A 22,447-nucleotide genomic window follows, 5' to 3' on the forward strand; every position below is an offset into this window, starting at 1 on the left:
ATGATCATGGAATGGCTGCTCGCCTTCGTGCTCTTCGTGCCGGCGCTGTGCTTCGGCTACCCCTTCGTCATGGCCTGGTACTGGATGGTGGGGGGGATCTTCTACGCGCTGTATCGCGAGCGCCATCTGCCGCCGCCCGACCAGCCGCCGAAGCTCGCGCACTATCCGGGCATCTCCGTCATCGTCCCCTGCTACAACGAGGAGGACAACGCGGCCGAGACCTTCGCCGCCGCGGCGGCCGCGGACTACCCGGATTTCGAGATCATCGCGGTGAACGATGGCAGCCGCGACAACACCGCGGCCGAGCTCGAGCGACTCGCCACCCTCATCCCCAATCTGCGCGTGGTGCATCTGGCCAAGAACCAGGGCAAGGCGACGGCGATGAATGCCGGGGCGCTTCTGGCGAAGAACGAGGTCATCGTCTGCATCGACGGCGATGCGCTGCTGGATCCGCACGCGCTGCGCTGGATCGCGCTGATGTTCCAGAACCCGACCGTCGGCGCGCTGACGGGCAATCCGCGCATCCGCAACCGCACCTCCATCCTCGGCCGGCTGCAGGTGGGCGAGTTCTCCGCCATCATCGGGCTGATCAAGCGCACCCAGGCGACCTATGGCCGGCTGTTCACCGTCTCGGGCGTGATCTGCGCCTTCCGCAAGCGCGCTCTGGCCGAGGCGGGGTGGTGGAACACGCGCACCCTGACCGACGACATCGACGTGACCTGGCGCGTGCAGATGGCCGGCTGGCGCGTGGTGTACGAACCCAACGCCATCGTCTGGATCCTGATGCCCGAGACGCTGCGCGGCCTGTGGAAGCAGCGCCTGCGCTGGGCCGAGGGCGGCTCGCAGATGATGCTCGACTACTTCATGCCGGTGCTGCGTGGCCAGGCGCCGGGGATGGTGCCGGTCTACCTGAACTACGTGGTCAGCGTGATCTGGGCCTACGCCATGCTGGCGACGCTGCTGGTTGGCGTGCTCCGGGGCGTGGGGCTGGATCCCTTCCCGATGATCCCGGGCTTCGGCGTGATTCCGCAATGGTATGGCGTGACGCTCGCCCTCACCTACCTGCTGCAATCGCTGGTCAGCCTGACGATCGAGCGACGCTATGAGCGCGGGCTGCTGGGCAGCCTGTTCTGGATCATCTGGTATCCGCTGATCTTCTGGCTGCTGCAGACGCTGACCACGGCGGTGGCGCTGCCGCGCGCCGCGCTCAAGCCGCGCAACGCGGCGACCACCTGGGTCAGCCCGGACCGGGGGATCCGATGAGCCATCCTCTGCCGGGCCTGCCGCCCATCACCCCCTGGCCGCCGCTGATCACCGCCGCCGCGCAGCCGCGCTGGATGGTCTGGCGCGACCGCGCGCTGACGCTGGGCGCGTGGCTGTTGCTGGCGCTGCTCTGCCGCAATGCGCTGGTCACCATCGGCCATGAGGTGATGCAGGCCCTGGGCATCGCGGACGAATTCCCCGCCCCGGATTTCCACGAACACATGCGCCGCATGCGGGCCTATTGGATCGCGGTGGGGCTGCTGATGTTCTGGGTCAGCGCCTGGGCGCTGGTCTGGGTGCTGCGTCGGCGCCTGACCCGCCCGCCGCCCATGCCCCTGCCGCTCGACCCGCCGAGCGAGGCCGCGCGGCATGGCGCGGCGTCCTCGGATCTGCTGGCCTGGCGCGACATGCGCATCGCCATCGTGCATGTGAACCAGGGGCGCATGCATGCCGTGGCGCCCGAACCCAAGCAGGCGGATGCCGCGCCATGACCACCCCCTCACCGCCCCGCCTGTTCGGCACCGATGGCATCCGCGGGCCCGTCAACCGCGCGCCCATGGATGCCGCGACGGTGCTGGCGATCGGCCAGGCGCTGGGCCAGCACTTCCCTGATTCCGCACCGCGCGGGCGCAAGCGCGCCGTGATCGCGCGCGACACACGCCTGTCGGGCGAGATGCTGGAAGCCGCGCTCACTGCCGGGCTGGTGGGCGTGGGTGTGGATGTGATGCTGGCCGGCACCCTGCCCACGCCGGCGCTGGCGCTGCTCACGCGCAGCCTGCGCGCCGATTTCGGCGTGATGATCTCGGCCGGGCACAACCCGGCGGACCATAATGGCGTGAAGGTCTTCGGCCCCGGCGGCGAGAAACTCTCCGACGCCGAGGAAGCGGCGATCGAGGCGCGGCTCGCCGGCGGGCTGCCCGCCCCGCCCAAGGTCGGGCCCGCGGGGCTGGGCCGGGCGAACCGCATCATCGATGCGCCGGGCCGCTATCTCGAGGCCGCCAAGGCCGCCTTCCCGCGCGGGCGCAGCCTGAACGGGCTGCGCCTTGTCGTGGATTGCGCGCATGGCGCGGGCTGGCGCGTCGCGCCCACGGTGCTGCGCGAATTGGGCGCCGAGGTGGTGGCGATGGGCGTGGCGCCGGACGGCCACAACATCAACGCCGAGGAGGATGCCCTCGCCCCCGACCGGCTCGGCGCCCTGGTGCGCGAACGCCGCGCCGATCTCGGCATCGCCTTCGATGGCGACGCCACGCGCCTGCTGCTGGCCGATGAGCAGGGCGCCCATGTCGCGGGCGACCAGATCCTGGCCCTGCTGGCCGAGGCCTGGCAGCGCGAGGGGCGGCTCACCGGCGGGGCGGTGGTGGCCACGGTGATGGCGAATGCGGCGCTGGAGGCCCATCTGCGCACCCTCGGCCTGGGGCTGCTGCGCACCGAGGTGGGCGACCGCCAGGTGGTGGCGGCGATGCGCGCGGCCGGCTGCAACCTGGGCGGTGAGTCCTCGGGCAACATCGTCATGGGCGATGTCGCCACCACCTCCGACGCGCTCTGGGCGGCGCTGGCCGTGCTCGCGGTGCTGGTGGAGGAGGGGCGCCCGGCCTCGGCGTTGTGCCACCGCTTCACGCCCCGGCCCCAGGCGCTGCGCAGCGTGCCCCTGCCGGCCGGCCAGGCCGCGCCGCTGGAGGATGCCGAGGTGCAGGCGGCGATGGCGCAGGCGCAGGCGATGCTGGGGCCGCAGGGTCGCGTGCTGCTGCGCCCGAGCGGCACCGGCCCGCTGCTGCGCGTGATGACCGAGGGCGAGGCGGCCGCGCCGGTGGCGGAGGCCGCGCAATTGCTGGCCCGAATCCTTGATGCGCGCATCGCCGCGCAGGCCGCCACGGCAGAGAGCCCCCCGGATCCATGAGGAGTCGCCAGACGCCATGACCCAGACCGCGCCCCGCAGCGCCGCCATCCTGCTCGCCGCAGGACTGGGCACGCGCATGCGCTCTTCCATGCCCAAGGCCCTGCACCCCATCGCCGGGCGGCCGATGCTGCAGCATCTGCTCGAAGCCGTCTGCCAGGTCTTCGACCGCGTGGTCGTGGTGGTCGGCCCCGACATGCCCGCGCTCGAGGCCGCGGCCGCGCCGCACCAGACCGTGGTGCAGGCCGAGCGGCTCGGCACCGGCCACGCCGCGCTGCAGGCGGCGGCGGCGCTGGAAGGCTTCGAAGGCAGCGCCACCGTGCTCTACGCCGACAATGCGCTGATCACCGCCCCCACCCTGCGCCGGCTGCGCGAGCGGGCGGAGAGCGTCTCCCTCGCGCTGCTGGCGATGCGCCCGGAAGATCCCGCGCGCTATGGCCGCGTGCTGACCGATGCCAGCGGCAGCGTGACGCGCATCGTCGAATGGGCCGATGCCACGCCGGAGGAACGCGCGGTGGGCCTGTGCAATGCCGGCGTCGTCACCGCGCCGGCGGGCAAGCTCTTCGGCTGGCTGCGCGCCATCCGCAACGACAACGCGCAGGGCGAATACTACCTGACCGACGTGGTGGCGCTGGCCGCCGCCGAGGGCGGGCGCGTGGAAGCCGTGGAAGCGGCCGAGGGCGAGTTGCGCGGAATCAACAGCCGCATCGAACTGGCCGAGGCCGAGGCCGAGGTGCAGCGCGGCCTGCGCCACGCGGCCATGGCCGGCGGGGCGACGCTGGTGCAGCCCGAGAGCGTGGTCTTCGCGCATGACACGAAGCTTGGCCGCGACGTGCTGATCGGCCCGAATGTGGTCTTCGCCCCTGGCGTGGTGATCCAGGACAATGTCGAGATCCGCGCCTTCAGCCATCTGGAAGGCTGCACGGTGCGCGCCGGCGCGGTGATCGGCCCCTTCGCGCGGCTGCGCCCCGGCACGCTGGTGGAACGCCACGCCCATGTCGGCAATTTCGTCGAGCTCAAGGCGGCCGTGCTCGGCGAGGGGGCGAAGGCCAATCACCTGAGCTACATCGGCGACGCGACCGTGGGCGCGCGCGCCAATATCGGCGCCGGCACCATCACCTGCAATTACGACGGCGTGCACAAGCACCGCACCGAGATCGGCGAGGGCGCCTTCATCGGCTCCGACACCGCCCTGGTGGCGCCGGTGCGCGTCGGCGCGCGCGCGCTGGTGGCGGCGGGCAGCGTGATCACGCAGGATGTGCCGGACGACGCGCTGGCGATCGCGCGTGGTCGGCAGGCGAACAAGCCGGGTCGCGGCTTCAAGGGCAAGAAGGGCTAGGCACATGTGCGGCATCGTTGGTCTGGTCGGGCGCGAGGCCTCGGCCCCGCGCATCCTCGAAGCGCTGCGGCGGCTGGAATATCGCGGCTATGACAGCGCAGGTATCGCCACGCTGGTCGATGGGCGGATCGAGCGCCGCCGCGCCGAGGGCAAGCTCACCAACCTCGCCGCGGTGCTGGACGAGCATCCGCTGACCGGCACGATCGGCATCGGCCATACGCGCTGGGCCACGCATGGCGCGCCGACCGAGCGCAACGCGCATCCGCACGCCACGTCGCGCGTGGTGGTCGTGCATAACGGCATCATCGAGAACCATGCCGAACTGCGCGAGGAATTGCAGGCGCAGGGCCATGTCTTCGAATCCGAGACCGATACCGAGACCTTCGCCCGGCTGGTGGACCAGCTGCTGCAGGACGGGGCGAGCCCGGAACAGGCCGCCGCCGCCGCGCTGCAGCGCGTGCATGGCGCCTTCGCGCTGGCCATGCTGTTTGCCGGTCATCCGCGCCTGCTGATCTGCGCGCGCCAGGGCGCGCCGCTCGCGGTCGGCTTCGGCGAGGGCGAGATGTATGTCGGCTCGGACGCGCTGGCGCTCGCGCCGCTGACGCGCCAGATCGCCTATCTCGAGGAAGGCGACTGGGCGGTGCTGGATGACGTCTCGGCGCGCTTCCACAACGCCGCCGGCGAGGTGGTGGAACGCGAGATCCGCCAGACCTCCGTCTCCGGCGCGGCCACGGGCAAGGGCAACTACCGCCACTTCATGGAAAAGGAGCTGCACGAACACCCCGTGGTGCTCGGCGATACGTTGCATCAGTATATCGAGGCAACCTCGCGCCGCGTCTCCCTGCCGCCGCTGCCCTTCGACCCGCGCGCCATCCCGCGCCTGACCATGACCGCCTGCGGCAGCGCCTATCTGGCCGCGCTGGTCGGCCGCTACTGGATCGAGCAGCTGGCGCGCATTCCCGTCGATATCGATGTGGCCAGCGAATTCCGCTACCGCGACCCGCCGCTGGCCGAGGGCGGGGCCGCGATCCTGGTCAGCCAGAGCGGCGAGACGGCGGACACCATGGCGGCACTCCGCCTGCTGCGCGAGCATGGCCAGAAGGTGCTTTCCGTCGTCAACGTGCCCGAGAGCAGCATGGCGCGCGAGGCCGATGGCGCGGTGCTGACCGTGGCGGGCCCCGAGATCGGCGTCGCCTCGACCAAGGCCTTCACGGCGCAGCTTGCCGTGCTGGCGCTGCTCGCCATCGGCTTCGGCCGCGCGCGCGGGCACATGAGTGCCGTGGATGAGCGTGCGCTGACCGCCGCCTTGCTCGAACTGCCCTCCAACGCCGCGCTGGTGCTGGAACGTGACGGCGAGATCCGCGCCATGGCCGAGGAGGTGGCGAAGGCGCGCGACGTGCTGTTCCTCGGCCGCGGCACGCTCTTCCCGATCGCCATGGAAGGCGCGCTGAAGCTGAAGGAGATCTCCTACATCCATGCCGAGGGCTATGCGGCGGGCGAGATGAAGCACGGCCCGATCGCGCTGATCGATGAGGCGGTGCCGGTGATCTCGCTCTGCCCCTCGGGCCCTTTGTTCGAGAAGACAGCGTCGAACCTGCAGGAAGCGGCCGCGCGCGGCGGGCGAATCATGGCCTTCACCGACGACCTCGGCGCCGAGCGCCTGCGCGCCTTCGCCGAGCGCGTGGTGGTGCTGCCGCGCGTCGGCGCCTTCTCCGCGCCGATCCTGCACGCCATCCCGGTGCAGTTGCTGGCCTATCACGTGGCGGTGCTGAAGGGCACCGATGTGGACCAGCCGCGCAACCTGGCCAAGAGCGTGACGGTGGAGTGACGCCAGGGCCCTGGCGTCCTCCGCGCCATGCCACCCGGGCTTGGACCCTAGAACACGCTGCGTTCTGATGAACGCAGCGTGTTCTAGAAACCATTGAATCTAGAGCAAGAAATGCGTTCAGCGTCGCGGCAGCGCCGCGACCCATCTGAACGCCTATTGCTCTAACCATCGCCTTCCCCCGCGCCGATCAGTGTCGGTGAATCAGCATGCGGTCGCCGTGACGAGAGGGTTTCTGAAGGTGTCCAGCTTGTCCCGTGAAACAGGGTGGCTGCCTCGCCGGCCGGGTCCGTGGCCCTCGGGTCCGTGAAAAAGGGGTGCCGGCATATTCCTGCAGGCCCCAGAAATCATTGGTGTCCCCGGCGCGATTCGAACGCACGGCCCCCAGATTAGGAATCTGGTGCTCTATCCGGCTGAGCTACGGGGACACTCCAGGCGCCTTTAGCACAGCGCCGCGCCCCGCCGCGAGAGGGGTTCTCAGGCCGGGCGGCGGGCGCGCCAGGCGGCGGCGAGCGTGCCCTCATCCAGCACATCCAGCGCACCGCCCATCGGCACGCCCTGGGCGAGGCGCGTCACCGCCACCCCCAGCGGGCGCAGCCGGTCCGTGACGTAATGCGCCGTCGCCGCGCCATCCACCGTGGCGGGCAGGGCGAGGATCACCTCCTCCACGCCGCCCGCCTCGACGCGCGCCAGAAGCGGGCGGATGGCAAGCTCCTCCGGCCCGATGCCGGCGAGCGGCGAGAGCGTGCCGCCCAGCACATGGTAGAGCCCGCGATGCGCATGCGCGCGTTCCAGCGCCCAGAGATCGGCCACGCCCTCGACCACGCAGATCAACTGCCGCTCACGCTGCGGGTCCACGCAGATGCCGCAGGGCGAGGTGGCGTCGAGATTGCCGCAGACCTCGCAGGGCCGCACCGCCGCGGCGGCGGCCTGCAGCGCGGCGGCGAGCGGCAGCATGGTCTCGACCGGGCGGGAGAGCATCTTCAGCACCGCGCGGCGCGCACTGCGCCGGCCCATGCCGGGCGTCCTGGCGAGCAGCGCGATCAGATGCTCGATGGGCGAATTGTCCATGCGCCTCAGAAGGGCAGCTTCATGCCCGGCGGCAGGCTCATGCCGGCGGTGGCCTTCTGCATCTCCTCGGCCATCATCGCCTCGACCTTCTGCTTGGCGTCGGCATGGGCGGCGACCAGCAGATCCTCCAGCACCTCGCGCTCATCGGCTGCCATCAGCGAGGGGTCGATGGTCACACGGCGCAGGTCGCCCTTGCCGGAGAGCTTCACCTTCACCATGCCCGCGCCGGCCGCGCCCTCGACCTCCAGCATCTCCAGCTTCGCCTGCATCTCCTGCATGCGGGTCTGCATCTGCTGGGCCTGCTTCAGCATGTTGCCGAGATTCTTCATGAGTCCTCAATCCTCCAGGGGAAAGTCATCGTCGAACGCCAGGGGCTCGGCGTCGGGCGGGGCGAATTCGCGCCCATCATCCGGCGCCATGCTCGGTGGCGGCAGGCCATAGGCGTCGAGGCTGGCATCGCGCACCGCCTCGATGCTCGCCCCGGGAAAGGCGGCGAGCACGGCCTGCACCAGCGGATGCGCCTCGGCCAGGGCGCGGCGGTCCTTGTCGGCGGTGCGGCCCTGCTCGGCCAGCGTCGGCTCACCGCCTTCGTTCACCAGGGAGACGGTCCAGCGCGCGCCGGTCATCTCCGCCAGCAGCGCGGTGAGTTGCTGCGCCAGGTCGCGCGGCGCGTCTGGCTTGGGGCGGAGTTCCACCCGGCCGGGGGCGACGCGCACCGGGTGCACGGAATGCACCAGATGCGCATGCAGCATCGGCTTGCGGCCGGAGGCCAGGGCCACGATTTCGCGGAAGCTCGCCGGCTGGGGCGGCAGCGAAGGCGCGGGCGCGGGGGCGGCCATCGCCACGGCCCCGCCGCCCGCCACCGCGCGCAGCCCGCCACCGCCGCCCCCCGGCGCGGGGCCGGCGGCGGGCGCGGCGCCGCCCTGCTCGCTGAGCCGGCGCACCAGCTCGCCCGGCGTCGGCAGCTCGGCCACATGGGCGAGGCGGATCAGCACCATCTCGGCCGCGGCGCGGCGATCCACGCCATCCTGCGCCACCTCCTGCAGCCCCTTCAGCAGCATCTGCCAGGCGCGCGCGAGCACCGGCAGCGGCAGCTTCTCGGCGAGCGCGGCGCCGCGGCTGCGCTCGGCCTCGGTCAGCATCGGGTCGCGCTTCAGCCCGGGCAGCGACTTCATGCGCGAGAGCAGATGCGTCAGCTCCAGCAGGTCCGAGAGCATGACGCCCGGATCGGTGCCGCTGTTGTGCGCCGCCTCGGCATGGCCGAGTGCGGCCGCGACATCGCCCGCCATCAGCGCTTCCATCAGCTCGATCGCCAGCGCGCGGTCCGCGAGGCCCAGCATCTCGCGCACCGACTCCGCCTGCACCGGCCCGCCGCCGGCCAGCGCGATGGCCTGGTCGAGGATCGAGAGCCCATCGCGCACCGAGCCATCCGCCGCGCGCGCGACCATGGCCAGCGCCTCCTCCTCGGCCGGCACCGATTCGAGGGCGCAGATGCGCGAGAAATGCGCGCGCAGCACTTCCTGCGGCACGCGCTTCAGCCGGAAGGTCTGGCAGCGCGAGAGGATGGTGGTGGGCACCTTCCGCAGCTCGGTGGTGGCCAGCATGAACTTCACGTCCGGCGGCGGTTCCTCGAGCGTCTTCAGCAGCGCGTTGAAGGCCGCGCCGGAGAGCATGTGCACCTCATCGAGGATGATGACCTTGAAGCGGCCCTGCGCCGGGCGGAAGCGCAGCCGCTCCCGCAATTCGCGCACGTCGTCCACGCCGTTGTTCGAGGCCGCGTCCAGCTCCTGCACATCGGGGTGGCGGTCGGCGAGGATGGCGCGGCATTCCGAGCACACGCCGCAGGGGTCGGCCGTCGGCCCGCCCTTGCCGTCCACGCCCACGCAGTTCAGCGCGCGGGCGATGATGCGCGCGGTGGTCGTCTTGCCCACGCCGCGCACCCCGGTGAGCATGAAGGCGTGGTGCACGCGCCCCTGCGCGAAGGCATTGCCCAGCGTGCGCACCAGCGCGTCCTGGCCGATCAGTTCCGCGAAGGTCTGGGGGCGATACTTGCGCGCCAGCACGCGATAGGGCGTCGCGGCGGGCGCCGCCGCGACCGGGGCTGTTGGGGCCGGGGGGGCTGGTGGGGCCGGGGGGGCGTCGCCGAACAGGCCGGGGCCCTCGGGGGGTGGGGCCTCTGGCAGCGGATCGCCGAAAATGTCGCTTGCCATGCGCCCCAAGATCCCAGGTGGAAGGCCGGCGGGCGACCCGCGCGAGAACTCGTTACGGCTGCTTCCTTCCGGACCTGACCGGGTTGGCGAGGAGCACGTCCGTCGCCGACCTTCCGAGCCCTATATCGGGTTTTCGGGGCCGAAGGGCAATGGTGGGGGCAATGGTGCAGGCTCGCCGTGCCCGGCGCCGCTGCTTGGTTGCCCCATTGGGGGCCGCGTGGCAGTTTCCGCGCGCATGTTGAACATCCCCGCCAGCCGCACGAATGCCTATACGGGCAGCCCGCTCGACCGCGTCAGCGGCCGGCGCGACGATGCCGATTGGATCGCCGAGATGCTCGCCGATCCCGAGACGCTCTTCGCCCCGGTCTGGCGCAGCCGCAGCCTCATGAAAGGCGTGGAGGAGGGCCGGCCCGAGGCGCTGCTGCTGACCGGCGCGGCGGCCGAGACGCTGCGCCTTGCTGGTGGCCCCTGGGCCTTCCTCGGCCTGTGGGAAGGCCGCCCGGTCTTCACCGTCGATTGCTCGGCGGCCGAGGACCCGCTGCCGCTGCTGCCCGAATCGATCGGCAGCTTCACCGATCTGCGCCAGGTGGCGGGGCTTTTGCCGCCCGGCGAGGCCTCGGTCCTGGCCCATGCGCGCGGCCTGATGCATTGGCGCACGCGGCACCGTTTCTGCGGCGTCTGCGGCGGCGAATGCGCGCCGCGCAGCGCGGGCAACGCCATGGCCTGCACCGCCTGTGGGGCGCAGCATTTCCCGCGCACCGACCCGGCGGTGATCATGCTGGTGGTCAAGGGCGATCGCTGCCTGCTCGGCCACTCGCACCGTTTCCCCAACGTCGCCATGTATTCCACCCTCGCCGGCTTCGTGGAGCCGGGGGAGAGCCTGGAGGAAGCGGTGCGGCGCGAGGTGCGCGAGGAATCGGCCATCGAGGTCGGGCGTGTGCTCTACCATTCCTCCCAGCCCTGGCCCTTCCCGGCCTCTATCATGCTGGGCTTCCATGCCGAGGCGCTGAGCGAGGAGATCACCATCGATCCGGAGGAGCTGAAGGATGCGCGCTGGTTCACCCGCGCGCAGGTGCGCGACCACGCCGCGCATGGCTTCTCCCTGCCGCGGGTCGATTCCATCGCGCGGCGCCTGATCGAGGATTGGCTGGAGCACGGCGCATGAGCAGGCTTTCGCGACCCCCGCTGCTGGCGTCCCTGGCGCTGCTGCTTCCCCTGGCCGCCTGCGGCGGCCGCGCGCCGGCGCCCGAGCCCGTGCCGCTCGACCCCGGCGTCGCCGAATGCCGGGCGGAGGCGCGCAACAGCGCCGAGGTCCGCCGCGTGGAGCGGGAGCGTGTGCCCGGCAATACCGGCAACGCCATGCGCGTGAACGAGGAGCGCAGCGAGGTCGAGCAGCGCCTGGTCACCGATTGCCTGCGCCGGCGCGGCCTGACGCGTGGCGGCGGGGTGGAGCCGGTGCGCCGGCCCGCGCTGTTCTGACGGCTGCCGATGTCCCAGGCGGGTCCGTCGCGCGGCGTGCTGGGCTTCCTGGATGCGCTGCGCCCGGACGGCACGGTGGTGGGCTGGGCGCGCGACGCCTCGGCGCCGGGCACGCCACTCATCATCCGGCTGATGCGCGGCGTCGAGGTGATGGCCGAGACGGAGGCCAATCGCCGGCGCGATGACGGCAATCCGGGCTTCGTGCTGGTGCCGCCGGTCTGGCTGACGCCGGAGGATTTCCTCGAGGGACGGGTGCGGGTGCGGGCCAGCCTGCCGGGTCGGCAGGTGGCAACGACGCTGGCGATGACGCCGCGGATGCGCGAGCGGCTGGAGGAGCAGGCGGGGTGGGAGCCCACCGTGACGCTGCGCGCCCCGCGCCCCGCCGCCCCGGCGCCGCCGGCTGCGCCGCCTCCCGCGCCCCTGCCCGAGGCTACGCCCGCCCCGGCCGCGCCCGCCCCGGCCCCAGCACCAGCACCAGCCCCAACCCCAGCCACAGCCGCGCCAGCCCCGCCCGCGCCATCGCGCCGCAGCGTGCCGGTGCCGCCCCGGCCCGCCCCCTCAGCCCGCCTGCCCGCGGCGGCGCCCACGCCGCCGCCTGCGCCCGAGCCGGAACCCCAGCCGGAACCAGAGCCCGCATGGCAGCCTGCGCCCGAGCCGGAACCCCAGCCGGAACCGGCGCCCGCGTGGCAGCCTGCGCCGATGCCGGAACCCCAGCCGGAACCGGCGCCCGCGTGGCAGCCTGCGCCCGCGCCGGAACCCCAGCCGGAACCGGTACCTGCGTGGCAGCCCGCGCCCCTGCCGGAACCCGAGCCGGAGCCGCTGCCCGCCTGGCAAGCTGTGCCCGCGCCCGAATCCCAGCCGGAACCAGAGCCCGCATGGCAGCCCTCGCCCGCTGCGGAACCCGAGCCGGCACCGACGCCCGAGCCGCCGCCGGAGCCGGTGCCAGAGCCGGTGCGAGAGCCTTCGCCCGCGCCGGTCATCCCGCCACCGACGCCGGAACCCGAGCCTGAGCCTGAGCCCGAGCCCGAGCCGGAGCCCGCCCATCCGGCGCTGCGGCCGCTCCAGGCGCTGGCGCGGCACCTCGCCCCACGCGGCGTCGCGCTGCTGCATCTGCGGATCCCGCCGCGCGCCGCCATCCTGGCCGCAGACCCCGCCAGCGCCGCCTTGGAGGCTGAGGCCGCTGCCTTCCCCCTGCTGGCCCGGGATTGGGTGCCGCTGCGCCACGCCTTCGCGCGGGAACCGCAGCCGCTCGCGCTCTGGCGCCATGACGGGCAGCGCCTGACGGTGGAGGGCCAGTTGCTGGCGGTGCGCCTGTTGCTGGCCGTGCTGCGGCTGCGCGCGCCGGACCAGGGCGCGGCGCTGGACCGGGCGGCGGCGCTTGTGGCCCGCGCCGACCCCGCCGGCCTGCCACGCCGCCAGATCGAAGAGACGACGGGGCTGAGCTTCCTCGGCGTGCCGGTGCAGGAGACGGAGCCGGATTTCGGCGATGAGCTGTTCGCCGACCAGCCCACCCCCATCGCCGCTGCCCCTGCCGATTCGGGCTTCGAGGCCTGGCGCACCTCCGGTGCGCCGCTCGCCTGGCGGGTGGTGCTGCTGGCCGAGCCCGGCCTGGGCGGCAGCGCCGGCCCCGCCCGCCTCGGCTGGTGGCTGCGCCGGCTGGTGCAGGAATGCGTGCTGTCCGAGGCGCTGCACCAGGCCCCGCCCGAAGCGGTGGCCGAGGCGGCGCCGGAACTGGTGCTGACGCTCTCGGGCGGCTGAGCCGGCGGGCGGAGGCTGGAGCACGATCGATCCATCAGGATCGATCATGCTCCATAACTTCTTGTTTCCAGAGCAAGAAATGCGTTCAGATGGAACCATCTGAACGCATATTGCTCTACCCGCCGCCCTCGCGCCCGGCCAGGGATTGCACTGCCAGGGCACGGGCCATGCGGCTCAGCGCCTCCTGGTGCTTCTCATTGTCGATCAGCGCGAAGTTGCGCGCGAGCTCCAGGCTCAGCCGCTGCCGGGGGGAGGCATCCTTCACCTCGCCGCCCGGCTCGAGCCCCTCGAAGAACCAGGCGACGGGCACGCCCAGGATCAGGGCGATCTCGAACAGCCGGCCCGCGGAAATCCGGTTCAGCCCGCGCTCGTATTTGTGCGCCTGCTGGTAGGTGACGCCGATCAGGCTGGCCAATTGCTGCTGGGACAGGCCCATGGCGATCCGGCGTTCGCGGATGCGCGCGCCGACATGCAGATCGGCCAGACTCGCGCGCTGGCTTTGCCGATCCGATGCGGTGCCACTGCCCTGTTTGGGCTCGCCCTTGGCTTTCGTCATCGCCCCCAACCTTGTTCGGAGCAGCATAGGTCCTGGCGCGACTGCCAGGAAGAAGAGGGTAGTCCCTAATCGGGTTCTTATGGAACAAAAGCTGCCCGGCGTCCCTACCCTGCCCTGCGGCACGACCCAGACATGGCCCAGATCCGGGCGGAGCGGGCATGACATCGCCGTGATGCGCGCCTTGCAATCCGCGGCGCTACCGGTCCCGCAGCATCGTCGCGGCGCCGATCTGCACGCTGCCGAAGGTCAGGCCCAGGAAGAACCACAGCAGCACCGCCGGCCACCAATGCCCCGCCCCGCGCAGCAGCAGCGTGCCCATCCCGCCCGGATCCTGCGCCAGGAAGGCGGCCATGAAGAGCGTGGCGAGGCCGAAGCCGACCAGCCCGTGCAGCAGCATGAAGCGGATCAGCGGCGGCATGTCAGCGACCCCAAGGATTGCGCGGCGGGGTACGGGGCGGGGTGCGGGGCGGGGTGGTGGCCCAGGGCCGGGCCGTGGGCGGCGCCGCCGCCACGGGCGCGAAGCTGCCCGCCATGGCGCGCAGCGCCGCCACCCGGTTCTCGGTCTTTGGATGGGTCGAGAACAGCCCATCCAGCCGCAGGCCCGACAGCGGGTTGATGATGAACATATGCGCCGTGGCGGGATTGGCCTCGGCGGCCTGGTTCACCCGGCCGGGCTTCGCGCCCTCCAGCCGCAGCAGGGCGCTGGCCAGGCCCTCGGGGTCGCCGGCGATCTCCGCGCCCACGCGGTCGGCCTCATATTCGCGGGAACGGCTGACGGCCATCTGCACGATCATCGCCGCCAGGGGGGCGAGGATCAGCGTCAGGATCATGGCGATCGGGTTGGGCCGGTTCTGGCCGCGGCCGAGCAGGAAGCCGAACTGCGCCAGCATGCCGATGGCGCCGGCCAGCGTGGCGGTGACGGTCATCAGCAGCGTGTCGCGGTTGCGGATATGCGCCAGCTCATGGGCGATGACGCCGGCGACCTCGCGCTCGCTCATCAGGTCGAGCAGCCCGGTATTCACCGCGACCGCGCTGCGCGCGGGGCTGCGGCCGGTGGCGAAGGCGTTCGGTTGGTCCTCATGGATGACGTAGAGCGCGGGCATGGGCAGCCCGGCGCGGGCGGCCAGCGCGGCGGTCATCTCGTAGAGGCGCGGGGCCTCCTGCGGGCCGACGGGCTGGGCGTTGTGCATCCGCAGCACCATCCGGTCGCTGTTCCACCAGGCGAAGAGGTTCATCCCCCCCGCCAGCAGCAGGGCGAGGAGCATCCCCTGCTCGCCGCCGAGCGCGAAGCCCGCGCCCATGAAGATGGCCGTCATCGCCGCCAGCAGCAGCGCGGTGCGCATGAAGCCGCCCATGCTCGTCTCCAGGTCTCGTGGCAACCGCCACGCTTCGTCCTACATGGGGTGCATGAGCAAGACCACCAACGACGCGACCCCCGCCCCCCCCGCCCCGGCCGAGCCCCCGGCGAAGCCCAAGGCCCCGCCCCTGCCCAAGGAGATCGGCGGGCCGAAAGGGCCCGAGCCGACGCGCTTCGGCGATTGGGAGCAGAAGGGCCGCGCCACGGATTTCTGAAACGGGAGGCGCCCCCGAGTCGCGGTGGAACACGCTTGTGGCCGACTCGGCGGGGTCACCCCCAGGGCTTGTGTCGGGATGCCTGCGACTCGGCTGCGACTCGGGCGCGACTCGGGCGGACCGATTCGGAACGCGCTTGTGGCCGACTCGGCGGGCCTGCCCCCAGGTCTTGTGGTCGGGTGGGCGGGGCGCCCGGGCAGCACCGCCGCCATAAGCACCTGAATCCAAAGGGATATCCTGGCCCGCGCGGCCCCGTTTTCACGCTGTGTTCCCACCGCGCCGCGACTCGGAACCGGATCGGATGGTTAACGAACAGGCCGCCCGAGCCGCCAGGCGAGCGCGGCGAGCCCCAGCGCGGCCAGGCCCAGCGCCGCCTCCACCCCCAGCAGCGCCTGCCCCGCCCCCATCGCCACCGGGCCCAGCGACTGGCCGAGGAAGAAGCTGAAGGCATGCAGCGCCACCGCGCTGCCGCGCGCCTGGGGGGCGACCTCGGTCACCCGCGTCTGGATGGCGCTGTGCATCATGTAGAAGCCCAGGCCGAGGAACAGGCAGGCGCCGATCAGCACCGGCGCCGCCGGCGCCAGCGCGATGCCGCCCAGCGCCAGGGCACCGAGCATCCCGCCCGCGCGCACCACCCGCCCCTGGCCCAGCCGGCCCAGCAGCAGCCCCGCCAGCCCCGCGAAGACGAAGCCGCCCAGCGCGAAGACCGCGATGGCGAGCCCCGCCTCCGCCGCCCCACCCTGGCCACGCGCCGTCAGCACCGGCGCCAGGAAGGGGAAGATGCCGAAGACCAGCGCCCCTTCCAGGAACACCGAGCGATAGAGCAGCCGCGCCGCCGGCAAGGCGAGGATCTGCCGGTAGCGGCGCAGCGCCTCCGCCAGGTCGATCCGCCGCCCGGCGGGGGCGGGGGCCTCTTCCCGCAGCACCACCCAGCCCGCCACCGCCACCACGGCGCAGACCAGCAGCACGCCGCGCCAGCCGATGAGCGGGGCGAGCAGCGCCGCCATCGCCCCCCCGCCGACCGAGCCTGTCAGCCCCGCCACCAGCAGCCGTGAGAGCGCCAATTGCCGCTGCACCAGGGCCACGCGGTCGCCCACCATGGCGATGGCGAGCGGAAAGATCCCCCCCGCCGCCGCGCCCGAGATCACGCGCAGCACCGCCAATGTCGTCAGCTCCGGCGCCAGGGCCGAGAGCGTGAGGCTCACCGCCAGCACCACCAGCGCCGCGCGGATCACCCGCACCTTGCCCAGCGCATCGCCCAGCGGCCCCAGCACCGGCTGCACCAGCGCATAGGGCAGGGCGAAGGCGGTGGCGAGCAGCGCGACCGTGGCCGTGCTGGCGCCGAACTCATCGGCCAGCACGCCCACCAGCGGATCGAGCACGCGCGTGGCGACCGTGGAGGCCGCGGCGCCAAGGCCCAGCACCAGGATCAGCCGACCCGTCTGTCGTGCCTCTGTCGGATCCGCCATCGCCCCCATGCTGGCGCCTGAAGGTGCCTCGCGCAATCGGGACAGCGGCTTGTGTTGCGGCCGCCCCGCCGAATGCTTAATGATTCCTTAGCCATGCAGCATCCGATGCCGCCCTTCCGTATCGCCTTCCAGCCGATCGTCGATGTCGATACCGGCATCGCCATCGCGCAGGAGGCGCTGGTGCGCGGGCCCGAGGGGCAGGGCGCGGGCAGCGTCCTCAACGCCATCGCCCCCGACGACCGCTACGAGGCCGACGCGCTGATCCGCGCCGCCGCCGTCTCCGAAGCCTTGCGCCTCGGCCTGCCGCAGACCGAGGCCGCGCTCACGCTCAACATCTTCCCCGGCGGCGTCGACCTGCCCGAGCACGGCATCCTCGCCACCATCCGCCATGCCGAGGCCATCGGCTTCCCGCCCGAGCGCCTGCTCTTCGAGATCAGCGAGATGGAGCCGGTGGCGGACCCCGCGCAGCTCGCCCGCACCCTCGCTGGCCTGCAGCGGCGCGGCGCGCGCATCGCGCTCGACGATGTCGGCACCGGCCATGCCCGCGTGCCGCTGCTGCTCGCCTGGCGGCCCGATGGCGCCAAGCTCGCGCGCGAGGTGATGATGGGCCTCGACCAGGACCCCGCCCGGCGCGAGCAGGTGCGCCTCACCCTCGCGCAGTTCCGCGCCTTCGGCCTGCTGCCGGTGGTCGAGGGCATCGAGACGCCGGGCGAGATGCGCGCGCTGCGCGAGCTCGGCGTGCGCGCCATGCAGGGCTACCTCTTCGCCCGCCCCGCGATGGGCGCCCTGCCGGTCTCGACCGTGCCGGCCCTCGCCCCGCAGCCCGCCTTGGCGAAATAGACCCGCGCTACTTGGCCCGCCGCCGCTTGCGCATGCGCAGCCAGACCAGCGCCGCCACCAGCGGCACCAGCACCGCCAGCGTCACCTCCAGCCCCAGCGGCAGCCGCGCCCAGTCCAGCGGCTTCAGCGCATAGGCGGCGAGCGAGAGCACGTAATAGCTGATGCCCGCGACCGAGAGCCCCTCCACCGTCTCCTGCAGCCGCAGCTGCGCCCGCCCGGTATCGGCCAGCACCTTCAATTGCTGCTGGGACTGCGCCTCCTGCGCCACGGCCACGCGCGCGCGCAGCAGGTCCACCGCCCGCCCGCAGCGCACCGAGAGCATGGCGATGCGCGTGCCCGTCGCCTCCACCGTGGCCACCGCGGGGTCGAGCCGGCGCTCGAGGTATTCCGCCATGGTCGGCAGCCCGTGCAGCCTTTCCTCGCGCAGCGTCTGCAACCGCTTGCCGACCAGCGCGTGATAGGCGCGCGACGCGCTGAACCGATCCGCCGTCTCCGCCGCCAGCCGCTCGATGGTGGTGGCGAGGTCGGTGAGTTCCTCGAGGGCCGCGCGTTCCTCATCGAGCTGGTCGAGCCCCGGCAGCCTTGCGGCGAGGGCGGCCAGCCGGGCCGAGGCGCGGCCCAGCTCGGGCGAGCAGGCGCGCGCCTGCGGCAGGGCGAGCAGGGCGAGCAGGCGATAGGTCTCGATCTCCCACAGCGCCTGCGCCTGGCGGCCGGCGGTGGTCGCCGTCATGCCGTGGTCCTGCAGCAGCAGGCGGGTAAAGCCATCGGGGCCGAGCCGGAAATCCGTCCAGGCCGTGGCGATCCCGCCCGAGAGGGCGGAGCCGGCGAGGTTGTCGGGGGTGAAGCAGCCGGGCGGCGGCGGTTCATCCTCGCCCGCGCTGCGCACCACGGCGATGTGGCAGGCGACGAGCGTGCGGCCGGGGAGTGCGGCGAGCCAATCGCGCGGCACGGCCTCGATGGCGGTGTCCTCGAAGGGGTCGGGGGCCGAGGCGTCGGGGCCGGGGACGAAGAAGGTCCAGCCGTCGAATTCCGTATGGCGTTCGTAGCGCAGCGTGAAGCGCCCGAAATCCGCGAGCACGTAGTCGGCGCCCGGCGCGGGGGGTGTGACGCCGTAGCGCCGGCAGAGCACGCCGAGATGCGCGATGGCCGCGCCCTTGTCGCTGCCCGGCTCGGTGAGCTGGGCGAGGCGGCTGATGGAGACGGGGGTGGGCAGGGGCTGGGGCGGGCGGGCGTGCAGCTCCCCGGCGAGGAGGTCGCGGTCGGGGTGCAGGGGGAGGGTCTGGATCATTGGCCGGCGACATATAGGGGGAAGCGTGCCGGGGGGACAACGAAGGGTTTTGGCCGTCCATTTACCGCCGTCGTCGGGCTGCCAAGTTGAACTGGCGATCCAGGATCACGCGTTGCTACCTTAGGATTGCACGGGGCACCCGCATTACCACGCCGCGCATGGTAGTTCGACGGCGCTAAACCATTTGGAAGCGACGCAAACGCACCTCCGCACTCGCTGCTGACGCGCGCAGCATTCGGACAAAAATACATTGCCGGTCAGCCGCTAAATATCAATATCATCATAATTTGCGATCAAATTATGAGTTTCAATTATATTTTCTATCTATAATAACAATTTACTTTTCTAATTTATTATTTAGGAATTTATCAATCTCCGCTCGGTACAGAGCGGGTTCCAGAATTCTGCTGATTAATTTGCGTACGCGTTATTTCATCTTGCAATAATTTTATTAAACTTTCGATCATGTCTATTCTATTTGTTATCAAATGATTAATAGAATAAACGCGCATTGATTGAGCAGTAAGCAGCTGATTTGTTGCCTCTAACTCTCTTTGCAGGGCTGCTAATTCTTGAATTGAGACGGTTAATGGAGAATTTAACCGGACTTCAGTGGCCGACGGAGTGCGAGAAGTTAACCGATATGCCGCAACTGCTGACCCGATAGAAAAAATGAAAATAGATAACACCAAAAGAATTTGAGCACCCCGAACAAAATTCGCTTTATGATCATTTAAAGATTCATTTATTACCGCGCAATAAATAAGTCCATATACATGATCCTCCCGTTTATAATTTGTGATACGTCCGCTATCAAGATCAATCACAGACGCAATATATAAAATCTGCCGCTCTCCGACCGCTAGCGCGCGTGCTGCAGAAATAAATGCAAATATCAGAACAATTGCCGATACAAGTATTACAATTATATCCACAAATTCAGAATTTTCGCTTCCCCTTCGATCCTGAATTAAGTAGGATAATACCGAACCCAAAAGTGGCGTAAGTAATGCAATTACGGTGAATATCCATTGCGCCTTTTTTTCTATAGATTCCTTTCGTGTCTCGCTGTGTTCGAAAATCGCCTGAGCAAGCTCCAGTTTCTTTTCGCATGGTTCCGGCGCACCAGCGGGGAAGTCCGCGGGTTGGCCAGGAGGCCCAAACGGCGTGATCGCGTAAGCGAAGCTTCGCCATAACTTGAGCAAAGCCGACCCGAGCATTGCGCCTGGCCGCTTTGACAAGCGCCCCCAGTCAGGCCGCGGACGTTCAGCGAAGTATCTCCGGTCCAATTTATATTTTCCCAACGAATAAATCGATCAACGCATCCCGTATCGGGAGCCCCAATTTGTCCTCGAGCCAAGCCCATTCACCGGTCGGGTTGACCTCTAGAAAAATTAAATTGCCGTCCAACCCTCTTATAAAATCGAATGCCCCATAATTTAGACCCAAAACGCTCAGCATTTTCGTGCATTTTTGGAGTAACGCTTGGTCAGCGTGACCCACTTCATATTTTAAGTTTTCGCCCGGGACCCTCCAATCAATCATCCCTGACCTGCCTGCTATCTTAGCAATAAAATACGAGTTCTTAATAACGGTAATTCTCAATTCATAAGCCCTGGGAATTTCCTCTTGCAAGAGCACTGGGCAGGATGATATGGATTCCGTATCTATATCGTTGTTATTGATCTTTCGGGTGTAAACAGATTTGTATTCATTTCCATCAAAAAAAAGTCCATGATATATCGGCTTAATTATCGTCCCCTGGGAATTATTGGAAATAAATTCCCTAATTTTTTCAATATTTTTTGTGACAAGTGTTTTGGGAATCGTGAAGCCGAGTTCGCGGGCCAGCCTAAGCTGGACCAGTTTATGTTCTGCGACTTGAACTCGGTCCATGTGGTTCACCCACAGCACGTCTGGATTCCAGACTAGGCCCTCAAAAAAGTGCCGCATTTCGCCTGCAATAAACCGACGTTCATGCGCACTAAGATCTTTTGAAGGGGCGGGGGAAATAGTGCGTCGGTACCAGACGGCAGAAACATCAGAAAAATTTACCGATTTTGGTCCCAACGATAAATTTCGAATAACTTCCGTATCGGTAATCTCAATGCTCGCGTCAGCAGACGCCAAATCTTCGCTATTTATTCTAAAATATTGAATAGATTTTTCAATCAGTTTTAGTATAAGATAGTCGGCGGCCAAATCCTCTCTAGAAGTCAGGATTAGAATCATCGTGCGCATCTTCAAATTGGATGGAATTTTCTGATTGATCCATGCCTTCGTGTGTGGCTGTAAGGCTTGTCTCACCGATACGACTCATGGTGATGTCTGCTGTCTCAGTTTGATCTGTGCCCTCAAAGGTCTTGGTCATAGTCGTCTCGCCGAAAGGTGACCCGCGCAGTCCTGATATCTCACTTTGATCAACGCCCTCCCTCGTTTCTGTTAAGGAGGTCTCGCCATATCTTGTCGTACCATCACCCGCCAAACTTATGACAGGGACGCTGGTTAGACAATCAATCCAAATTTGGAGAATTGGGTCATAAAAATAATATTCTGTTTGATCGGTTGCGTGGTGAATTTTGATTGCGCCCTTCAGCAACAGTGGGGTAACCATGTTCTGTCTCGCCTGGATGATGTTGCAAAATCACTAAAAAACAAACGGTGTTGGGTATGCTTTTGTCCTCTTGGTGTTTGCCGGAGCTGGTATCGTCGCTTTCCAAATAACCTTTGCGTCTGTCCACGTGGCGGTCAAGCAGCGAATCCACATGATGCTCAACTCAGCCACATGCCGCCTTAAAGCGCGACAAGCCGAATCCGGTCCGGCTCTGCGCTCGAATGCCAAATCGAGTTGCACTTGTCTGGTGTCCGCCTGCAATGGCGGAGCAGGAATTCGCCTTCCTCGACTTTGCGACTGCTCTACGCTGAGCTGGCATGCTAGCAGCATTGGTGCTGCCTAAAGAAAACCCTCGCCAAACAGGAATAAAATCCGCTACCCTCGGTCCCCCTTTGCGTCCCGAGGCCCTGCCATGTTCGCCCTCCGCCCCACCCCTCCCACCCCCTGGCAGCCCCTCACCGACGCCGAATGGGCCGCGCTGCTCCCTTTGCTCCGTCCCGGCGCGCCGCGCGGGCGCCCGCCGCAGAACCTCCGCCGCACCTGGGACGCCATCTTCTGGGTCGCCTGCTCCAGGACCCCCTGGCATCACCTGCCCGAACACCTCGGCCGCGCCGACACCGCCCATCGCGCGCCGCGCCGCGCCGCAAGGGCCGGGCTGCTCGACCGGCTGCTGATCGCCGTCTCCCGCCATCCCCTCGCCACCGAGGCGCTCCTGCCCCTGGAATGGCGCGTCGCGCGGGCCTGGCGGCGGGCGGCGCGGCTCATGTCCTTCGCCAGCCTCGCCCTCGCCCGGCGCCTCGGCATGGCCTCCGCTTTGCCGGCCCCGCCCGCCTGCCTCCCCGACCCGACTTTGTCCGAAACCATCACGCGCCTGTCGAAATTGATGCTCGCGGAACTGCGGGAGGGGCGGGGGCAGCGTCTCTTCGCGCCCCTCAAAGCCCTGTTGCTCGCCGCGCGGGGCCATCCGCGGCGCTGGCGGCTGACAGCGTGATGCCACATGAAGAAAGGGACGAAGGGCGGCCCGCAGGGCCGAGCGCCCCGCAGGGGCGCCGCCGCTGATGCGGCGAAGCCAGGCCGCGCGGAGGCGCGGCGCCCGGCGTCCGAGGGGCGCGACGGCAAAGCCTTCGTGCACGCACGATCAAGCCCACAATACCGGGGCGCGGGTCTTGTTACCCTGTGCGGCGCTGAATACATCTGCGGCCGCAAGGCGTGGCCCGCTCGGCCATGCCACCTACCCACAACCGCCCCACACCGGGGGCGGGCGCGGTG

At 69.1% G+C, this 22,447-nt stretch carries 22 protein-coding genes, 1 tRNA gene and 1 other RNA gene; 11 read left to right on the forward strand and 13 right to left on the reverse strand.

Going from position 1 to position 22,447, the window contains the following annotated elements; all coding sequences use genetic code 11:
• The 5 genes from pgaC to glmS are packed head-to-tail and all read left to right on the forward strand — an operon-like array spanning nucleotide 1 to nucleotide 6,324.
• Complete coding sequence (gene pgaC, locus AC2D9U_RS21985) at nucleotides 1–1,263, forward strand: poly-beta-1,6-N-acetyl-D-glucosamine synthase (protein WP_484753205.1); 1,263 nt, start codon at nucleotides 1–3, stop codon at nucleotides 1,261–1,263.
• Entirely contained in the window at nucleotides 1,260–1,754 is a 495-nt protein-coding gene (locus tag AC2D9U_RS21990; protein WP_484753207.1) for a hypothetical protein, read from the forward strand. The genes pgaC and AC2D9U_RS21990 overlap by 4 nt, the downstream gene beginning before the upstream one ends.
• Nucleotides 1,751–3,160, forward strand: a complete 1,410-nt coding sequence (gene glmM / locus AC2D9U_RS21995; protein WP_484753209.1) for a phosphoglucosamine mutase — start codon at nucleotides 1,751–1,753, stop codon at nucleotides 3,158–3,160. The genes AC2D9U_RS21990 and glmM overlap by 4 nt, the downstream gene beginning before the upstream one ends.
• Nucleotides 3,161–3,176: 16 nt before the next feature.
• On the forward strand, nucleotides 3,177–4,496 hold the full coding sequence (glmU, locus tag AC2D9U_RS22000; protein WP_484753211.1) for a bifunctional UDP-N-acetylglucosamine diphosphorylase/glucosamine-1-phosphate N-acetyltransferase GlmU: 1,320 nt from the start codon (nucleotides 3,177–3,179) through the stop codon (nucleotides 4,494–4,496).
• Nucleotides 4,497–4,500: 4 nt separating this feature from the next.
• Complete coding sequence (gene glmS / locus AC2D9U_RS22005) at nucleotides 4,501–6,324, forward strand: glutamine--fructose-6-phosphate transaminase (isomerizing) (protein ID WP_484753213.1); 1,824 nt, start codon at nucleotides 4,501–4,503, stop codon at nucleotides 6,322–6,324.
• A gap of 348 nt (nucleotides 6,325–6,672) precedes the next feature.
• Here glmS and AC2D9U_RS22010 read toward each other — a convergent pair.
• From AC2D9U_RS22010 to ffs, 5 genes are all read right to left on the reverse strand, one after another.
• Nucleotides 6,673–6,749: transfer RNA gene (locus AC2D9U_RS22010), tRNA-Arg, on the reverse strand.
• 49 nt (nucleotides 6,750–6,798) lie between these two features.
• Nucleotides 6,799–7,392, reverse strand: coding sequence for a recombination mediator RecR (gene recR / locus AC2D9U_RS22015; RefSeq protein WP_484753215.1), 594 nt, complete (start codon nucleotides 7,390–7,392; stop codon nucleotides 6,799–6,801).
• Nucleotides 7,393–7,397: 5 nt separating this feature from the next.
• Nucleotides 7,398–7,721 (reverse strand): YbaB/EbfC family nucleoid-associated protein, encoded by a 324-nt coding sequence (locus AC2D9U_RS22020; protein WP_484753217.1) that lies wholly within the window; start codon nucleotides 7,719–7,721, stop codon nucleotides 7,398–7,400.
• Nucleotides 7,722–7,727: 6 nt separating this feature from the next.
• A complete protein-coding gene (locus AC2D9U_RS22025) occupies nucleotides 7,728–9,602 on the reverse strand; it encodes a DNA polymerase III subunit gamma/tau (protein WP_484753219.1) in 1,875 nt (624 codons plus the stop codon).
• A 16-nt stretch (nucleotides 9,603–9,618) separates the two neighbouring features.
• Nucleotides 9,619–9,717: signal recognition particle sRNA small type (ffs, locus tag AC2D9U_RS22030), an RNA gene on the reverse strand.
• Between the two features lie 120 nt (nucleotides 9,718–9,837).
• Here ffs and nudC point away from each other — a divergent pair.
• From nudC to AC2D9U_RS22045, 3 genes are read left to right on the forward strand one after another with little or no spacing between them, the layout of a single operon-like run.
• Entirely contained in the window at nucleotides 9,838–10,767 is a 930-nt protein-coding gene (gene nudC / locus AC2D9U_RS22035) for an NAD(+) diphosphatase (protein WP_484753221.1), read from the forward strand.
• Complete coding sequence (locus tag AC2D9U_RS22040; RefSeq protein WP_484753223.1) at nucleotides 10,764–11,081, forward strand: phosphoribosylamine--glycine ligase; 318 nt, start codon at nucleotides 10,764–10,766, stop codon at nucleotides 11,079–11,081. The genes nudC and AC2D9U_RS22040 overlap by 4 nt, the downstream gene beginning before the upstream one ends.
• Before the next feature lie 9 nt (nucleotides 11,082–11,090).
• Entirely contained in the window at nucleotides 11,091–12,839 is a 1,749-nt protein-coding gene (locus tag AC2D9U_RS22045) for a hypothetical protein (RefSeq protein ID WP_484753225.1), read from the forward strand.
• A 115-nt stretch (nucleotides 12,840–12,954) separates the two neighbouring features.
• Here AC2D9U_RS22045 and AC2D9U_RS22050 read toward each other — a convergent pair whose 3' ends face one another.
• From AC2D9U_RS22050 to htpX, 3 genes are all read right to left on the reverse strand, one after another.
• A complete protein-coding gene (locus AC2D9U_RS22050; RefSeq protein WP_484753227.1) occupies nucleotides 12,955–13,395 on the reverse strand; it encodes a helix-turn-helix domain-containing protein in 441 nt (146 codons plus the stop codon).
• A gap of 196 nt (nucleotides 13,396–13,591) precedes the next feature.
• Complete coding sequence (locus AC2D9U_RS22055) at nucleotides 13,592–13,813, reverse strand: hypothetical protein (protein ID WP_484753229.1); 222 nt, start codon at nucleotides 13,811–13,813, stop codon at nucleotides 13,592–13,594.
• 1 nt (nucleotide 13,814) lies between these two features.
• Nucleotides 13,815–14,750 carry a zinc metalloprotease HtpX gene (gene htpX, locus AC2D9U_RS22060; RefSeq protein WP_484753232.1) on the reverse strand — a complete coding sequence of 312 codons (936 nt, stop codon included), beginning with the start codon at nucleotides 14,748–14,750 and terminating at the stop codon, nucleotides 13,815–13,817.
• A gap of 52 nt (nucleotides 14,751–14,802) precedes the next feature.
• Between htpX and AC2D9U_RS22065 the strand changes: the two genes are divergently transcribed.
• Nucleotides 14,803–14,967 carry a DUF1674 domain-containing protein gene (locus AC2D9U_RS22065; protein WP_484753234.1) on the forward strand — a complete coding sequence of 55 codons (165 nt, stop codon included), beginning with the start codon at nucleotides 14,803–14,805 and terminating at the stop codon, nucleotides 14,965–14,967.
• 305 nt (nucleotides 14,968–15,272) lie between these two features.
• On the opposite strand, the gene AC2D9U_RS22070 is transcribed toward AC2D9U_RS22065, so the two are convergent.
• A complete protein-coding gene (locus AC2D9U_RS22070; protein WP_484753237.1) occupies nucleotides 15,273–16,436 on the reverse strand; it encodes an MFS transporter in 1,164 nt (387 codons plus the stop codon).
• A 105-nt stretch (nucleotides 16,437–16,541) separates the two neighbouring features.
• Between AC2D9U_RS22070 and AC2D9U_RS22075 the strand changes: the two genes are divergently transcribed.
• The gene (locus AC2D9U_RS22075; RefSeq protein ID WP_484753240.1) at nucleotides 16,542–17,276 is read left to right on the forward strand and encodes an EAL domain-containing protein; all 735 of its coding nucleotides are present in this window, start codon (nucleotides 16,542–16,544) and stop codon (nucleotides 17,274–17,276) included.
• Between the two features lie 7 nt (nucleotides 17,277–17,283).
• Here AC2D9U_RS22075 and AC2D9U_RS22080 read toward each other — a convergent pair whose 3' ends face one another.
• From AC2D9U_RS22080 to AC2D9U_RS22095, 4 genes are all read right to left on the reverse strand, one after another.
• Entirely contained in the window at nucleotides 17,284–18,564 is a 1,281-nt protein-coding gene (locus AC2D9U_RS22080; RefSeq protein ID WP_484753244.1) for a DUF3422 family protein, read from the reverse strand.
• A gap of 368 nt (nucleotides 18,565–18,932) precedes the next feature.
• A complete protein-coding gene (locus AC2D9U_RS22085) occupies nucleotides 18,933–19,784 on the reverse strand; it encodes a hypothetical protein (protein ID WP_484753246.1) in 852 nt (283 codons plus the stop codon).
• 70 nt (nucleotides 19,785–19,854) lie between these two features.
• Nucleotides 19,855–20,805, reverse strand: coding sequence for an MvdC/MvdD family ATP grasp protein (locus AC2D9U_RS22090; RefSeq protein WP_484753249.1), 951 nt, complete (start codon nucleotides 20,803–20,805; stop codon nucleotides 19,855–19,857).
• Nucleotides 20,774–21,178, reverse strand: coding sequence for a hypothetical protein (locus tag AC2D9U_RS22095; protein ID WP_484753252.1), 405 nt, complete (start codon nucleotides 21,176–21,178; stop codon nucleotides 20,774–20,776). The genes AC2D9U_RS22090 and AC2D9U_RS22095 overlap by 32 nt, the downstream gene beginning before the upstream one ends.
• A gap of 412 nt (nucleotides 21,179–21,590) precedes the next feature.
• Here AC2D9U_RS22095 and AC2D9U_RS22100 point away from each other — a divergent pair, with 412 nt between their 5' ends.
• The gene (locus tag AC2D9U_RS22100; RefSeq protein WP_484753255.1) at nucleotides 21,591–22,169 is read left to right on the forward strand and encodes a transposase; all 579 of its coding nucleotides are present in this window, start codon (nucleotides 21,591–21,593) and stop codon (nucleotides 22,167–22,169) included.
• Nucleotides 22,170–22,447: the final 278 nt, after the last annotated feature.

Source organism: Roseomonas sp. TF40 (assembly GCF_057219975.1).

Bases quoted from the DNA above. Each gene is read 5' to 3' on its own strand.
- pgaC (WP_484753205.1), top strand. From the start codon at position 1: ATGATCATGGAATGGCTGCTCGCCTTCGTGCTCTTCGTGCCGGCGCTG.
- AC2D9U_RS21990 (WP_484753207.1), top strand. From the start codon at position 1,260: ATGAGCCATCCTCTGCCGGGCCTGCCGCCCATCACCCCCTGGCCGCCG.
- glmM (WP_484753209.1), top strand. From the start codon at position 1,751: ATGACCACCCCCTCACCGCCCCGCCTGTTCGGCACCGATGGCATCCGC.
- glmU (WP_484753211.1), top strand. From the start codon at position 3,177: ATGACCCAGACCGCGCCCCGCAGCGCCGCCATCCTGCTCGCCGCAGGA.
- glmS (WP_484753213.1), top strand. From the start codon at position 4,501: ATGTGCGGCATCGTTGGTCTGGTCGGGCGCGAGGCCTCGGCCCCGCGC.
- recR (WP_484753215.1), bottom strand. From the start codon at position 7,392: ATGGACAATTCGCCCATCGAGCATCTGATCGCGCTGCTCGCCAGGACG.
- AC2D9U_RS22020 (WP_484753217.1), bottom strand. From the start codon at position 7,721: ATGAAGAATCTCGGCAACATGCTGAAGCAGGCCCAGCAGATGCAGACC.
- AC2D9U_RS22025 (WP_484753219.1), bottom strand. From the start codon at position 9,602: ATGGCAAGCGACATTTTCGGCGATCCGCTGCCAGAGGCCCCACCCCCC.
- nudC (WP_484753221.1), top strand. From the start codon at position 9,838: ATGTTGAACATCCCCGCCAGCCGCACGAATGCCTATACGGGCAGCCCG.
- AC2D9U_RS22040 (WP_484753223.1), top strand. From the start codon at position 10,764: ATGAGCAGGCTTTCGCGACCCCCGCTGCTGGCGTCCCTGGCGCTGCTG.
- AC2D9U_RS22045 (WP_484753225.1), top strand. From the start codon at position 11,091: ATGTCCCAGGCGGGTCCGTCGCGCGGCGTGCTGGGCTTCCTGGATGCG.
- AC2D9U_RS22050 (WP_484753227.1), bottom strand. From the start codon at position 13,395: ATGACGAAAGCCAAGGGCGAGCCCAAACAGGGCAGTGGCACCGCATCG.
- AC2D9U_RS22055 (WP_484753229.1), bottom strand. From the start codon at position 13,813: ATGCCGCCGCTGATCCGCTTCATGCTGCTGCACGGGCTGGTCGGCTTC.
- htpX (WP_484753232.1), bottom strand. From the start codon at position 14,750: ATGGGCGGCTTCATGCGCACCGCGCTGCTGCTGGCGGCGATGACGGCC.
- AC2D9U_RS22065 (WP_484753234.1), top strand. From the start codon at position 14,803: ATGAGCAAGACCACCAACGACGCGACCCCCGCCCCCCCCGCCCCGGCC.
- AC2D9U_RS22070 (WP_484753237.1), bottom strand. From the start codon at position 16,436: ATGGCGGATCCGACAGAGGCACGACAGACGGGTCGGCTGATCCTGGTG.
- AC2D9U_RS22075 (WP_484753240.1), top strand. From the start codon at position 16,542: ATGCCGCCCTTCCGTATCGCCTTCCAGCCGATCGTCGATGTCGATACC.
- AC2D9U_RS22080 (WP_484753244.1), bottom strand. From the start codon at position 18,564: ATGATCCAGACCCTCCCCCTGCACCCCGACCGCGACCTCCTCGCCGGG.
- AC2D9U_RS22085 (WP_484753246.1), bottom strand. From the start codon at position 19,784: ATGCTCGGGTCGGCTTTGCTCAAGTTATGGCGAAGCTTCGCTTACGCG.
- AC2D9U_RS22090 (WP_484753249.1), bottom strand. From the start codon at position 20,805: ATGCGCACGATGATTCTAATCCTGACTTCTAGAGAGGATTTGGCCGCC.
- AC2D9U_RS22095 (WP_484753252.1), bottom strand. From the start codon at position 21,178: ATGGTTACCCCACTGTTGCTGAAGGGCGCAATCAAAATTCACCACGCA.
- AC2D9U_RS22100 (WP_484753255.1), top strand. From the start codon at position 21,591: ATGTTCGCCCTCCGCCCCACCCCTCCCACCCCCTGGCAGCCCCTCACC.